This window comes from Vagococcus lutrae, assembly GCF_003987555.1.
In the GTDB taxonomy this organism is placed as follows: domain Bacteria; phylum Bacillota; class Bacilli; order Lactobacillales; family Vagococcaceae; genus Vagococcus_A; species Vagococcus_A lutrae.
Genome location: NZ_NGJW01000002.1, coordinates 66,177 through 79,256 on the forward strand (window position 1 = coordinate 66,177; position 13,080 = coordinate 79,256).

Consider the following 13,080-nt stretch of genomic DNA (forward strand, 5'->3'; position numbering starts at 1 on the left):
TGTAAACTTACACAGACTTGAAATATTTTTTTTATATCGTATAATAGAGTCTGTACGGGGGCATAGCTCAGCTGGGAGAGTGCTTGCATGGCATGCAAGAGGTCAGGGGTTCGACCCCCCTTGTCTCCATCAAAAAATCAATTTAGGTTTAAACACTTAACTTGGTTCTTTTTCTATTTAAAAACAAACAGACTAAACAAAAAGAAAACAAGTCTTTTTCGTGATATTGAAAAGGACTCGTTTTCTTTTTATTGCTCATCGTCTTGAGGTAACGTTCGAAATTGCTGCAATAGTAGGATGAAAATAAAGAAAAAAATAGCTTCCCAAAGAGTAGACGTCCAGTCTATTGCATTGTGTGTATCGAAAATAAAGTTCCCAATATTAGCCGTTACTAAATACACGACGGTAACAATAAGTGCATTTTTAATTTTTTTAAGCATCATATCACCTACTTATTATTATCATATCAAAAAAAGAACTATTTATACACTATTATGATAAGCCTAACGTTTTTTATTTTTTAATTTAATCATATTTTAATAAAGTTATTGTTATTGAAAATAAGTTATGAAAACATGTTGTATTTGTGCTTAATCTCTTTAATTATATGAATTATATAGCATAAAATTAAAATAAATTAATGCTCAACTCATTATTTTTTAATGATGCGCTTTACAAATCATAGTTATTTAGTTTATACTTGAAGAACTGGTTTCTGAAATCAGCAATAACTTCAGAAAAATTATATAAATGGAGGTCTTAAAATGATTGAATTTAAACAAGTCGATAAATATTATGGTGACTTTCATGCACTACAGAATATTAACTTACATATTGAAAAAGGCGAAGTTGTTGTGCTACTAGGTCCTTCAGGATCCGGAAAAAGTACGTTATTGCGATGCATTAATGCTTTAGAAGAAATTTCAACCGGGAAACTATTAGTAAACAATGTTGACTTACATGATCAACGAACTAATTTAAACGAAGTACGCAAACATCTCGGTATGGTTTTTCAACATTTTCATCTTTATCCGCACAAAACAGTCACTGAAAATTTAATTTTAGCTCCTATGAAAGTGTTGAAATTATCAAAAGAGCAAGCGACAAAAAAAGCAATAGACTTATTAGAGCAAGTAGGATTAGCTGATAAAAAGGATAGTTATCCTTCACAGCTTTCGGGAGGGCAACAACAGCGTGTCGCAATTGCCCGGAGTTTAGCAATGAATCCATCTGTTATGTTGTTTGACGAGCCAACGTCTGCATTGGATCCTGAAATGGTTGGAGAAGTACTTGAAGTTATGAAGAAATTGGCATATGAAAAAGGGATGACGATGGTCGTAGTAACACACGAAATGGGCTTCGCACGTGAAGTTGCCGATCGTGTTATTTTTATGGCTGATGGACAGATTTTGGAAGATACTGACGCGGATACTTTTTTTGACCATCCAAAAGAAGAACGCGCAAAACAATTTTTAAGTAAAATTATTAATCATTAATAAAGGAGGACGTTAGCTATGAAACGATTTAAGCGAATAATTACCTTAGTAATGTCTTCACTTTTAATCATTCTTCTCACTGCTTGTGGTAAAACAAGTTTAGCAGAACAAGATGTTTTAGAACGTTCACAAGATGCCAACAAAATCATTTGGGGAGTAAAAAATGATACTCGCTTGTTTGGTTTAATGAATATTGAAACCGGTGAAGTTGAAGGTTTTGATATTGATATTGCAAAAGCCATTACGAAAGAGTTATTACCAAATGATGGAGAAGCGGCATTTGTTGAAGTGACATCTAAGACAAGGATTCCATTATTAAAGAACGGGAATATTGATGCCATCATTGCTACGATGACGATTAGCGATGAACGGAAAAAAGTTGTCAATTTTTCAGATGTTTATTTTGATGCGGGGCAATCATTATTAGTTAAAGAAGAAACCCCGATTAATGGGATTGAAGACTTAAATGAAAACACGACTGTTTTAGCAGTAAAAGGTTCCACTTCTGCGGTCAATATACGCGAAAAAGCGCCAACTGCAAAGGTATTAGAGTTGGAAAATTATTCAGAAGCATTCACGGCATTACAATCCGGGCAGGGTGACGCCATGACAACTGATAATAGTATTTTGTTAGGAATCGCTGAGGAGAATGAAGGGTATCGTTTAGCAGGAGATATCTTTACTGATGAACCTTATGGTATTGCAATTAATAAGAATCAAGATGATTTTTTAAAGGCTGTAAATGAAGCACTTACCACACTTAAACAAAATGGAACTTATGATAAAATTTATCAAAAATGGTTTCCAAATGTCGAAAGAAAATAGGAGGGAGATACGATGAAAGATATATTCCTAAATAATCAAGATATGTTATTATCAGGACTAAAAGTGACGTTGACAGCTAGTTTATTAGCCTTAGTGTCTAGCTTAATCATAGGAACATTAATGGCACTTTTAGAAGTTTCTCCCATAAAACTTGTAAGAAAAATAGGGGCAATCTATGTTGATTTCTTTCGAAATGTCCCGTTACTAATTGTTGTGATGTTTTTCTTTGTTGTGATGCCTATCTATGGTGTTAATTTTGATGGGTTTTGGGCAGGGACAATTGGATTAACTTTATATACCTCAGCTTTTATAGCGGACACTGTTCGTGCAGGTATCCTAAGTATTCCTAAAGGTCAGCTTGAAGCGGGACGTTCGACAGGTCTATCTTACATGCAAGCAATGTTTTATATTGTTTTGCCACAAGCGTTTAAAGTGGTTATTCCACCACTAGGCAATCAGTTTATCAATTTAATCAAAAACTCGTCTATCTTGGCCATGGTGACAGGTTTAGATTTGATGTATCAAGGTGATTTAATTGCAACGACAACTTTTCAAACTATTGAAACATACTCACTAATTGGATTGTTTTACTTGTTTTTAACACTACCGTTATCGTACTTGATGCGCTATATTGAAAATCAATTACGTCATTCTAATTAATCGTGAGGGGAGGCTATACAATGTCAAATTTTCTACAAGCATATTCATGGATTAACATTCGTTTTTTACTGGACGGACTAGCGGTTACAGTAAAAGTTGCCTTAGTTTCTATTGTTCTAAGTTTTATTATTGGCGGTTTACTTGGGGTTGTCAGATATATGAAAATTCCATACGTCTCTTTAATTGTCGGTATTATCATTGACATCATCCGAAACTTACCATTATTATTAATTATCTTTTTTACCTATTTTGCTTTACCACAAATAGGGATACAGTTTAATATTTTTTGGTCGGCAGTCGTAGCTTTAACGGTATTTGAATCGGCTATGCTTTCTGAAATTATACGAGCAGGATTAGTGGCCGTTCCAAAAGGTCAGATGGAGGCAGGACGTTCTACTGGATTAAACTATTTCCAAACATTATGGTATATCATCTTTCCACAAGCGTTAAAAATTATGATTCCACCCATTGTGAGTCAATTTATTTCTTTAATACGTGACACATCATTAGCGGTAATCATTTCGTTACCAGAGTTAACACACAATGCCAAAATTATTTATGCTCAACAGCCTAATGCTGTTTTGCCAATGTTTCTCGCTATGACATTTTTTTACTTTATTATTTGTTATTCACTTTCAATTCTTTCAAGAGAATTGGAAAAAAGATGGGCGACAGCTTAAAAGAGAGTTTAGCAAAATTGCTAAACTCTCTTTTTTTTAGGCTAATTCTAGATAAGCTTCTTTTACTTCTTCAAATAGTTTGGTATAAGTTTCTATGCCTGTATAGGCTGTAATTGTAGCATCCAGACCTTTTTCTTTGATTGCTTTTTGTAAATCGTTTGCTTCATGGTCACCATCATAAGTGAAAAGTAGTGCTGCAGCAATAGCATGCGAAAGAGCTTTTGGTGTTGTATTAAAGGCTTCGACATATTGCTTGGCTGGCATGACAAAGCGGTCATTAGCGCCAATTTTACGTATAGGCGAACGCCCAACGCGCACGACGTAATCTGATATATAAGGATTTTTGAAGCGATTAATAATTTTATCAATGTATTCCTCATGCTCTTTTTTAGAAAATTGATATTTTTTAATTAAAAGAGCGCCTGTTTCTTCTAAGGCACTTCGAACAGCAAAAAGAATGCGTTCATTATGTATAGCATCTTCTATTGATTCAATCTCTTTCATATATCCTAGATAGGCTGTCACTGCATGGCCAGTATTAACAGTAAATAATTTACGCTCGATATACGGCTCTAAATCATCTACAAGTTTCATTCCATTAATAGTAGGTATGGTGATACTTACATCTTTTGGTTTTTCTACGACCCATTCATAGAAAGGTTCGACCATAACCGTTAGTGGATTATCATGATGTTGGTCAGGTACAATACGGTCGACTGCTGCATTAGGGAAGCGTACGTATTTATCAGCATAAGCGACGCCTTTGTCAGATAGAAGAGGGTAGACGGCTTCTTTTAAGCTTTCTGAACCGCCAATCATATTTTCACAGGCAATAATTACCAGTGACGATGGTTGTTCGTTTGCTCTTAACTCGATACCAGCTGCTAGATTTTCAGCCAAATATGGAAGAACAGTAGGACCAACTGCGGTGGTGATAATTTCTGCTTCTTTAATCGCTGCTTGTAACTGCTCTGGATTTTTTTGACTATTAATTGCTGAAATATCATTAATAACCGTCGTCGTTTGGTTTTCTTCAGCTAAGATAACATCATACTGTTTTTGTCGATTGATTTCATCGACTAAATCGGCGTTTACATCTGAAAATATAACATGGTAACCAGATTCATGAAGTAACCAACCGATAAAACCTCGTCCAATATTGCCAGCCCCAAACTGAATTGCAATTGGTTTTGACATATTACTCACCGCCTTCATTAAAAATAGCGATTATTTCTTCAGCAGAAGTTGCGGCAACAAGTGCTTCCACGTTTTCATGATCAGAACAAACAATGGCAATGTTAGATAACAAATCTAAATGGCTATCACCTTTACCGGCAATACCTATTACAATTTTAACGGTTTCTCCGTCAAATTCAACGCCGTTAGGTACTTGTAGTAAGACAATGCCTGATTCGATAATACTTTCTTGCGAGCCTTCTGTACCGTGAGGGATGGCTACCATATTGCCAATATACGTGGATGTTAACGCATCACGCGCTACCATGCTGTCAATGTAATCAGACGTGACGTAACCATTGTCGACTAATAATTGTCCGGCCGTACGGATTGCTTCTTCTTTATTTGTAAAATGTTGATTTAATCGTAAATCTTTTTTTTGTAATAACATATGCGTTCCTCCAGTGTTTAAATACCTTTATCAAGATTCGTTTAAAAAAGATAAGAGTTTTGCAATCACAAAAGAGGAAATCTCTTCTGTGTTGCCGGACTCTATCAAGTCTATCGTTTCTTGATTTTCAATTAGCATAGAGCTTAGTTGACTTAAAATATCTAAGCCTTCTGTTTCAAATTTTTCTGGTGCGAGTAATAAAACCAACGTATTGACAGCAATTTCTTTTCCGTCCATACCTGGTATTAACATCGTGCCATTTAAAATAGGGAAGAGTTGGAAAACAGGTTCATCTACTTCAGCAGTTCTAGCATGAAAGAGTGCAATTTGTGTCCCAGTCACGCCAAAGCCACTCCATTCTTCCCTTAATCTCATAGAGGCGACTAGTGCCTCTATATCTAGGTTTCTTTCATAGTGTAGTAAGTTAGTACACATCGCACGTAGTACATCCTCTTGCGTTCCTTTAGGACTATTGATGGGGTGAACTTCAAAACGTTTCATAAGGGAATGAACTACTTTAAGTTTTTCTTCTTGTTTTTGAATAAAGTGAAGAGCTTCATGCTTATTTAACGTCACGTCGTTAACTACAGACGTCGTACGACGTGCGTATGTTGATATTTTTGATTGTAAATGTATCTCAATTTTTGAAAGTTCGCGATCGGTTAGAATAGGGGAGACTAAAAAATAACGATAGGGTACTTTACCTAAATCGATAGTCGATACAATAACGTCATAATCATGTGACGCTAGATTACGTTCTAATTCAAAAAGAGAAATCGTCTTTAAATACTTTAATTGTGGAATCGCCTTTTTTAAGCGTGTGACTAACATTTTTGACGTGCCGATGCCACTTGCACAGATGACTAAACCTGAAAGACTTGCCTTTTGCGAATTTTGTAAAATTGCTGCTCCAAAGTGTAAGACCAAAAATCCGATTTCTTCATCAGGAATGGTCATTTCAGGATAATGAGTATCAAAGATATGTCTGATCACATAAAATAAGTCTTGATAATCTTCTTTTATCGTTTCTAAAAGTGGATTATTTATACTTAACCCATCCTGCAGCCGTCTTAATGTCGGACGTAAGTGTGCGGTTAAACCTTTTAACAACGTTTCCGTGTAAAGCTCTTGCTCTACATTTTCTGAAACAAGACGGATAAGCTGGGCAGCTAAGGTTGTCGCATAGAAGTGTTCGTTTTCACTGTAATACTCAGTGAAAACGTAAGTTTTCGTTCCACGAATGTGAGTGGTCAGAAAAGCGATTTCTCCTTCAGGAATGGTGTGTAATACGTCTGCTAATGTCTGTTCCAAAAGGTCACGGGTAATCTGATACTCAGGTAGTTGTTTTAAATCCGATAAGTTTTCAGGAACAGGTAGGGCATTACCCTCTAAAATCCGTTCTACTGATACGGCTAAATGAATCACAAGATTAAAATAAGCATCATCTGAAATTCCAGGACCAAACACTTCTTTTATATATGACAAGCCACGTTCGATAATTTTAATATCTATATTTTCAAATAAGAAATCGAGACGTTCTTCAAAAAAAGCATTGGTATTTCGTTGATTATAAAGCTGTATAAATTGACTATGCGATATTCTTTTCCAAAAAAGGTCACTTAAAAGCTGACGCTTTGACTTTTCATCAATATCTAAATAAATACCAAGACCAGGCTTTCTAATAATCTTATTAGCAAGGAAAAAATCGTTCTCAATCTTAGAAAGGTCATTACTAACCGTTGCGACGGTCACATTTAAATCATTAGCAAGCGCGACAAGTTTAATGCTATCGGTCGCTTTTAGAAGTTCTTTTAAAATATACTGTTGACGTTCGTCAGGTGTATAATCATTGTAAGTTAAATCTAAAACTTGCCATTTAAATGCCTCAATTTTTTCTTCAGATCCTTGAATCGATATGGCTTGTTTGTCACGTTTCAAGGTTAAACCATTTTCTTCTAAAAGTTCAGTTACTTCTTTTAAATCACGACGAATCGTACGTTCACTGACTTCAAAACGTTCGGCTAGCTCTGTCACGTCATGATATGTTTTAGTTAAAAGTAACTGTTCTAAAATAAGGCGAGAACGTGCTGTTAAATACATATCGATTCACAAATCCTTTCTGATGTTTATTTTAAGCGATTAACTAATTCATCATATTTATCACTTGCTAAGAAATTATCGACTGAAATATGGTAGGCATCTGCTTTTTTCTCTTTTGCGCGTGGAGTCAAATCTTTATGCGTGATAATAATATCTGCCTCTTCAGGAATTTGAGAAATGGCTTTATTGATCACTTTAATATCAAGACCAGCATCTTTGATTTTTTTCCGAAGAACTGAAGCCCCCATAGCACTTGAGCCCATACCAGCGTCACAAGCGAAAACAATTAAGTCTGGTGTTGCGAAATTAGTCGTATTTTTTTCAACAGAAACGTTGTCAGCAGTGACACGTGTTTGCTTAAGTGAGTTTGATTCCGCTTGAGCTTCTGCTAAGTCTTTTGTATCATTTTTAGATGTTTTTAAGATAAAGGCAGATACAACAAATGAAACGGCTGCTGCAGCAAAAACGCCAGCGAGTAGACCTAAGTAACCGCCTTTTGGTGTCATTGCTAGTAGAGCGAAGATACTACCAGGTGATGCCGGAGCTACAAGTCCAACGTTGAAAAGTGAGAACGTAAAGATACCAGACATTCCACCTAGAATCGCTGCTAATAGTAAAGCAGGCTTCATTAAGATGTAAGGGAAGTAGATTTCATGAATCCCACCTAAGAAATGAATAATCATTGCACCCGGTGCGGTTTGTTTTGCAGAGCCCTTTCCAAAAACAGTGTATGCTAGTAAGATACCTAGACCAGGTCCAGGGTTGGCTTCCACTAAGAATAAGATGGATTTACCAATTTCATTAGCTTGTTCAATGGCAATTGGTCCTAACACCCCGTGATTAATCGCATTATTTAAAAACAACACTTTAGCTGGTTCTACGAACAAGCTAACAAGGGGTAGGAGAGAGTGGTCGATAAGAAAGGCAACACCACTAGCTAAAAGTTTATTAAGCGTTTCAACTGCAGGTCCAATTGCCTAAAATGACACGATAGCGAGTATAGCTGCTAGAATACCGGCAGAAAAGTTGTTGACGAGCATTTCAAAACCAGCAGGGACTTTACCTTCAATAGCATCATCGAATTTTTTCATTAACCATGCAGATAGTGGTCCGACAATCATAGCACCTAAGAACATTGGTATATCTGTTCCTACAATGACACCCATCGTAACCATTGCTCCGACAACGCCACCACGTTTATCATGAATTAAAGAACCACCTGTGTAACCAATCAAGATAGGGAGGAGGTAGGTAATCGTTGGTCCTACCATTTCGCCTAATGCTTCATTTGGCCACCAGCCTGTTGGAATAAAGAATGCTGTAATAATACCCCATGCGATAAATGCTCCAATATTGGGCATAATCATGCCACTTAAAAAACTACCAAACTGTTGAACTTTTACTTTAAAATTTCCTGAACTATTCATTTTTTTCCTCCTTATGATGAGTTCCTTTGAGTGAATAAACGAATTGTTTCTTTTGCGCAAAAGAAGACTGAACGTTATCTAATTCGTTCATCTATATAGTAACCGCTTTACTATGTGAATAACAATCTAATGAAATAACTGTTTTGTCCATGATTGTCGGACAAAAGTAACATAGTCTAATATTTATGGACAATCATTGATAGAATAGCACGTTATTATTTGGAAACCTAACGATAAATATTATATACTTAAAATAAGTAATAAAATGATTTCACTGTATTTTTAAGCGTTTTCTATTGATTAATGTAAGGGGGATTTTGTTAGATGAAAAGTAATAAAAAATCTAAAATTATTGGAATCACCGTCTTAATTTCTGCCTTATCCTTTTTATTAATGTCCTATCAAAGTAAGTTACATCGTGGTAACAGCAACATTTCTAAAGCTGGTATCATGCAAGTTTGGGCCGATTCTTATACATATCAACATGATGGCGTCTATAATTATGAAAATGGTAAATTGTACGTCTCATTTCAGTATCTGACTGATGAACCAGATTCAGACATTGTAAATAATGATCTCAATCGATTTAATCAAGAATTTTTGACTACTAAATTAACAGAAACTGACTTGGAGTCAAGTCGGTTAACGTACAATTTTGAAGACGTCAGTTTAAAACTAACAGACAAACATGTTTTGCTTCAAAGTAAAGATTTTAAAAAGACGTTTAAAAGAAATCCTGATAATCCATTACGATTAATAGATGATGCTAAAATAGAGTATCAATTGATTATAGAAACACCTTAATGATTATATGTTTAATAATAAAAACAAATTCTACTTCGTATAATATATATTATGTAAACCTAAAATAATTTATTAAAATAAAGTAGTCATTCCCTCGCTATTACTCTCTTTTTATTGATTTTTTAGCTTATTTTAAAAAAATCAAAGATTTTAAAAATATTTTACTACTATATGCTCTTTCTACTGCTAAAACGATTGTTTGCTAGTTATATGTTATAGTGTGACTATATAGTTAAAATTAAAGGATGATTTTATGACAATATCAAAACTTGCACGACCATTTGCTAAACCAACTGGCTATATTGGGCTCATTAGTACCTTCATGATGTCACATTTAACTCATCGTGAACGCTCTTTTATTGTTGATATGATTGATTATTCTAAACCTCCATCTGTTTTAGAAGTTGGTTTTGGTAATGGATCATTATTAGCTCAACTAGCAAACTCAAATCATGCTAAATTTTATGGTCTTGAATACGCTCCTGATATGGTCACTCATGCTAAACAAATGTATCCCTTGCCCAATCTTAATATTTCTTTAGGTGATATTCATCAAACAGATTATCTAAGTGAACAATTTGATATGATTTACAGTATTAATACGCTTTACTTTTGGTCGGATCTGTCTATCGTATTTAAAGAGTTAGCTCGTATCTTAAATAGAAATGGCACAGTCATCTTAATCTATCTGGATGAACAGTACCTTTCTTTCATGCATGCTGATAAGTTTGGTTTATCTATTTATCGAACGCGAGATTTAATTCGTTTCGCTCAGAAAGCTGGATTTTATGTATCCTCTCACAATGAGATAAAGAAACATTTTTCATATAGTTTAGTACTAAAAAAGAAATAACCACTCCCTTTCTAATAGAGAGTGGTTATTTCTTATTGACCTAAATACTTCATGGCATATTGAACGTATAACTCTGCACCGACTAACATGGCATCTTCATCGATATTAAAACGTCCATGATGATGTGGCCAGCATGTATCTTTTTCAGGATCTCCTGAACCCACTAGAGCGAAAGCTCCCGGTGTATCAGTCATAAAGAATCCGAAATCTTCTCCACCCATGGTTGGTGCGGGATTCGCTATTGCCTCTTCACCGAAGGCTTCTCGTGTTATTTGTTTTACAAGTTCAGCGGATTGTTTTTCATTGTCGACTACTTCAGTAATGCGTTCGTAATCAATCGTTACTTTACCACCATACATCGCTGCAATTTGATTCGCATAGCAGCGCAATTTTTCTTCCACCGTATCACGAGCTTCTTTGTGGAATGTACGGATAGTTCCTTCTAAAACAGCATCTTGAGCAATGACATTAAATCGTTGACCAACTTCCATTTTACCAATCGTTAAGACTGCAGGCATTAATGGGTCGATTTCTCGTGATATAATCGCTTGCGCATTTGCAACAAATTGGGAAGCCATTATTGCAGCATCCACACTTTGTTGTGGCATTGCAGCGTGCCCACCTTTCCCTTCAAAATGAATTTTTAAGACATCAGCAGCTGCAAAACTAGGACCTGGATCACATGCTACAACTCCACTTGGTAACTGTGACCAAATATGTAATCCGAAAACGTTGTCGACTCCTTCTAAAGCCCCTTGTTTAATCATTGCTTTAGCACCTTTAGCGACTTCTTCTCCCGGTTGAAATACAAGCTGTACGGTGCCGTTTAATTCTTCTTTTAATTGAACAAGAACTTTCGTTGCTGTTAAAAGCATAGCCGTATGTGAATCATGACCACAAGCATGCATTTTTCCATCGGTTTGTGATGTGTATGATAGCCCTTCATTCAATTCTTGTACAGAAAGTGCATCCATATCGGCTCTTAGTAATACTGTCTTTCCTTCTTTATTGCCTTTAATCGTTGCAATAAGTCCTGTAGGTTCTGTCAAACGATAAGGAACACCTAGTTTATCAAGTTCACTTGCGACTTTTTTAGTCGTTTCATATTCTTCCATAGACAATTCGGGATGTTGATGTAAATCTCGTCTAAAATCAACGAGAAAGTCTTTTTCTTTTAGTATCATTTCTTTTACTGACATATAATCACCTTTCTTATTATCTTAATGAATAAATCCAACAAATACTCCAGCTAAAACAACAGATACTATGGTCACTGATACAAATCCGCCTACTAGCATGGGTGGAACCATATGTTGATAAAGCACGTCTTCTTCTTCTTTATTAGTTGCTAAACTTCTAACAATTTCAGTCGTTAATATGTAATCAGCTGGGAAGCCATATAAAGCGGTAAGTGACGTGGCAAATGCTAAGTTTGTACTAACTTTTAATATTTTACCTGCGATAAATGAAAATATATAAATGCCAATAACCCCTACACCGATGATAACAAGCATCGGGACCATAAGTTTGACAAGCATTTCAGGAGTCGATTGTTTTAAACCATCAAATACAAATGCCATTAGCACAAGAATTGCGTAACCATATCCGTTGGCTTTTACTAGCGGTGCTTTTTCTAAGAAACCTAAGTAACGGGCAAAAATACCAAAAATTAAACACATAACAAATGCGTTAATATCTACAATCGTTTTAAGGAGTATTGAGAACTCATTTGCTAAAAATGCTACAAAGGCAACGCGCAAGAAACAAAAATAGCTTGTATCAAAAGCAGATGGTAAGTAATTTAATATTTTTGCTCTTTCTTCCATAGGATTAGCGACAGCACCTTTAGTATCTTCTTCGTTTCTCTTCCACTGTCCATTCCGTAATAACTTTAACGTATTACGCCCTTCTCTCTTTAACACAATTGCTGTTAATGGGTAACCTGCAAAGCCTTGCATAACATAGATAACAATCGCTAGTACTGATAAATCAGTTAAACCTACTTTGGTTGCGGCATCGCTCATAATTAAAGCAGAAACAATTCCTCCTAATAGAGGCGGTGTTCCGATAATAACGGTGTTATAATCGGTTAACATACGCCCGACTGATAGGAGTAAAACAATCGCACCTAGCATTCCGGCTAAACATACGAGAACGAACTTCCATTGCTCTTTTAACTCTTTAATAGATAACATCGTTCCAATATTCGTAATAAGTAAATAAACAAATAGCGTGGATAATTGTGGCGAAATCCCTGATAGTTCTAAAATATTATGTGGTAAAATTGTCCAAAAACCTACTAAGAATAGAACACCTGAAATAAACACGGAAGGTATCCAAGCGTTTGTTTTAGACGAAATAAATTCGCCAATGAATAAAATTCCGGTAATACACATAAAAGCAACTAGTACATTCATCTGATTACCTCCTCTCTTAAAAGTTTAAATATTCTGACAATTTTTTACTATCATATCGTTTAATATTTAGAGTGTAAAGGACTTTTTTGTTTAAAAACAAACAAAGAAGATATAAAAAAACACCTATATTCTAGTATTCCTTATGGTGTTTAATAAAAAATTATTAAGGATATAACAAAGAATATAGATGT

General features: G+C 35.3%; 12 protein-coding genes, 1 tRNA gene and 1 pseudogene. 7 read left to right on the forward strand and 7 right to left on the reverse strand.

The genetic code is table 11. The features are described 5' to 3' along the window. The first annotated feature begins 56 nt into the window (after positions 1-56). Positions 57-129 (forward strand) — tRNA-Ala (locus CBF33_RS02010). Between the two features lie 119 nt (positions 130-248). Here CBF33_RS02010 and CBF33_RS02015 read toward each other — a convergent pair. Then, the gene (locus CBF33_RS02015; RefSeq protein ID WP_126761122.1) at positions 249-440 is read right to left on the reverse strand and encodes a hypothetical protein; all 192 of its coding nucleotides are present in this window, start codon (positions 438-440) and stop codon (positions 249-251) included. A gap of 324 nt (positions 441-764) precedes the next feature. On the opposite strand from CBF33_RS02015, the gene CBF33_RS02020 reads away from it, so the two are divergent. Genes CBF33_RS02020 through CBF33_RS02035 form a run of 4 tightly spaced genes read left to right on the forward strand, consistent with a single transcriptional unit; the run spans position 765 to position 3,661 of the window. Continuing rightward, the gene (locus tag CBF33_RS02020) at positions 765-1,496 is read left to right on the forward strand and encodes an amino acid ABC transporter ATP-binding protein (RefSeq protein WP_126761124.1); all 732 of its coding nucleotides are present in this window, start codon (positions 765-767) and stop codon (positions 1,494-1,496) included. Positions 1,497-1,514: 18 nt separating this feature from the next. Then, positions 1,515-2,321, forward strand: a complete 807-nt coding sequence (locus CBF33_RS02025; protein WP_023606227.1) for a transporter substrate-binding domain-containing protein — start codon at positions 1,515-1,517, stop codon at positions 2,319-2,321. A gap of 12 nt (positions 2,322-2,333) precedes the next feature. Then, positions 2,334-2,981 (forward strand): amino acid ABC transporter permease, encoded by a 648-nt coding sequence (locus tag CBF33_RS02030; RefSeq protein ID WP_126761126.1) that lies wholly within the window; start codon positions 2,334-2,336, stop codon positions 2,979-2,981. Between the two features lie 20 nt (positions 2,982-3,001). Next, positions 3,002-3,661: an amino acid ABC transporter permease gene (locus CBF33_RS02035; RefSeq protein ID WP_023606229.1), complete on the forward strand. Its 660-nt coding sequence runs from the start codon at positions 3,002-3,004 to the stop codon at positions 3,659-3,661. Positions 3,662-3,697: 36 nt separating this feature from the next. Here the strand turns inward: CBF33_RS02035 and CBF33_RS02040 are convergent, their stop codons facing one another. From CBF33_RS02040 to CBF33_RS02055, 4 genes and pseudogenes are all read right to left on the reverse strand, one after another. Continuing rightward, complete coding sequence (locus CBF33_RS02040; protein WP_126761128.1) at positions 3,698-4,858, reverse strand: mannitol-1-phosphate 5-dehydrogenase; 1,161 nt, start codon at positions 4,856-4,858, stop codon at positions 3,698-3,700. A gap of 1 nt (position 4,859) precedes the next feature. Next, the gene (locus tag CBF33_RS02045) at positions 4,860-5,288 is read right to left on the reverse strand and encodes a PTS mannitol transporter subunit IIA (protein ID WP_126761130.1); all 429 of its coding nucleotides are present in this window, start codon (positions 5,286-5,288) and stop codon (positions 4,860-4,862) included. Between the two features lie 30 nt (positions 5,289-5,318). Beyond that, on the reverse strand, positions 5,319-7,388 hold the full coding sequence (locus CBF33_RS02050) for a BglG family transcription antiterminator (RefSeq protein WP_126761131.1): 2,070 nt from the start codon (positions 7,386-7,388) through the stop codon (positions 5,319-5,321). Between the two features lie 26 nt (positions 7,389-7,414). Further along, positions 7,415-8,815 (reverse strand): annotated as a pseudogene (locus tag CBF33_RS02055) (PTS mannitol transporter subunit IIBC). A gap of 324 nt (positions 8,816-9,139) precedes the next feature. Between CBF33_RS02055 and CBF33_RS02060 the strand changes: the two are divergent. Together CBF33_RS02060 and CBF33_RS02065 are read left to right on the forward strand one after the other, a co-directional pair. Then, on the forward strand, positions 9,140-9,619 hold the full coding sequence (locus CBF33_RS02060) for a hypothetical protein (RefSeq protein WP_126761133.1): 480 nt from the start codon (positions 9,140-9,142) through the stop codon (positions 9,617-9,619). Positions 9,620-9,872: 253 nt separating this feature from the next. Continuing rightward, on the forward strand, positions 9,873-10,472 hold the full coding sequence (locus CBF33_RS02065; protein WP_126761134.1) for a class I SAM-dependent methyltransferase: 600 nt from the start codon (positions 9,873-9,875) through the stop codon (positions 10,470-10,472). A gap of 32 nt (positions 10,473-10,504) precedes the next feature. Here CBF33_RS02065 and CBF33_RS02070 read toward each other — a convergent pair whose 3' ends face one another. Continuing rightward, positions 10,505-11,671, reverse strand: a complete 1,167-nt coding sequence (locus CBF33_RS02070; protein WP_126761136.1) for an amidohydrolase — start codon at positions 11,669-11,671, stop codon at positions 10,505-10,507. A gap of 21 nt (positions 11,672-11,692) precedes the next feature. Then, positions 11,693-12,889 (reverse strand): hypothetical protein, encoded by a 1,197-nt coding sequence (locus CBF33_RS02075; protein ID WP_126761138.1) that lies wholly within the window; start codon positions 12,887-12,889, stop codon positions 11,693-11,695. Positions 12,890-13,080 lie beyond the last annotated feature (191 nt).

Coding starts and splice junctions, on each gene's coding strand:
- CBF33_RS02025 (WP_023606227.1), top strand. CDS start 1,515: ATGAAACGATTTAAGCGAATAATTACCTTAGTAATGTCTTCACTTTTA.
- CBF33_RS02045 (WP_126761130.1), bottom strand. CDS start 5,288: ATGTTATTACAAAAAAAAGATTTACGATTAAATCAACATTTTACAAAT.
- CBF33_RS02075 (WP_126761138.1), bottom strand. CDS start 12,889: ATGAATGTACTAGTTGCTTTTATGTGTATTACCGGAATTTTATTCATT.
- CBF33_RS02030 (WP_126761126.1), top strand. CDS start 2,334: ATGAAAGATATATTCCTAAATAATCAAGATATGTTATTATCAGGACTA.
- CBF33_RS02015 (WP_126761122.1), bottom strand. CDS start 440: ATGCTTAAAAAAATTAAAAATGCACTTATTGTTACCGTCGTGTATTTA.
- CBF33_RS02065 (WP_126761134.1), top strand. CDS start 9,873: ATGACAATATCAAAACTTGCACGACCATTTGCTAAACCAACTGGCTAT.
- CBF33_RS02070 (WP_126761136.1), bottom strand. CDS start 11,671: ATGTCAGTAAAAGAAATGATACTAAAAGAAAAAGACTTTCTCGTTGAT.
- CBF33_RS02040 (WP_126761128.1), bottom strand. CDS start 4,858: ATGTCAAAACCAATTGCAATTCAGTTTGGGGCTGGCAATATTGGACGA.
- CBF33_RS02020 (WP_126761124.1), top strand. CDS start 765: ATGATTGAATTTAAACAAGTCGATAAATATTATGGTGACTTTCATGCA.
- CBF33_RS02050 (WP_126761131.1), bottom strand. CDS start 7,388: ATGTATTTAACAGCACGTTCTCGCCTTATTTTAGAACAGTTACTTTTA.
- CBF33_RS02035 (WP_023606229.1), top strand. CDS start 3,002: ATGTCAAATTTTCTACAAGCATATTCATGGATTAACATTCGTTTTTTA.
- CBF33_RS02060 (WP_126761133.1), top strand. CDS start 9,140: ATGAAAAGTAATAAAAAATCTAAAATTATTGGAATCACCGTCTTAATT.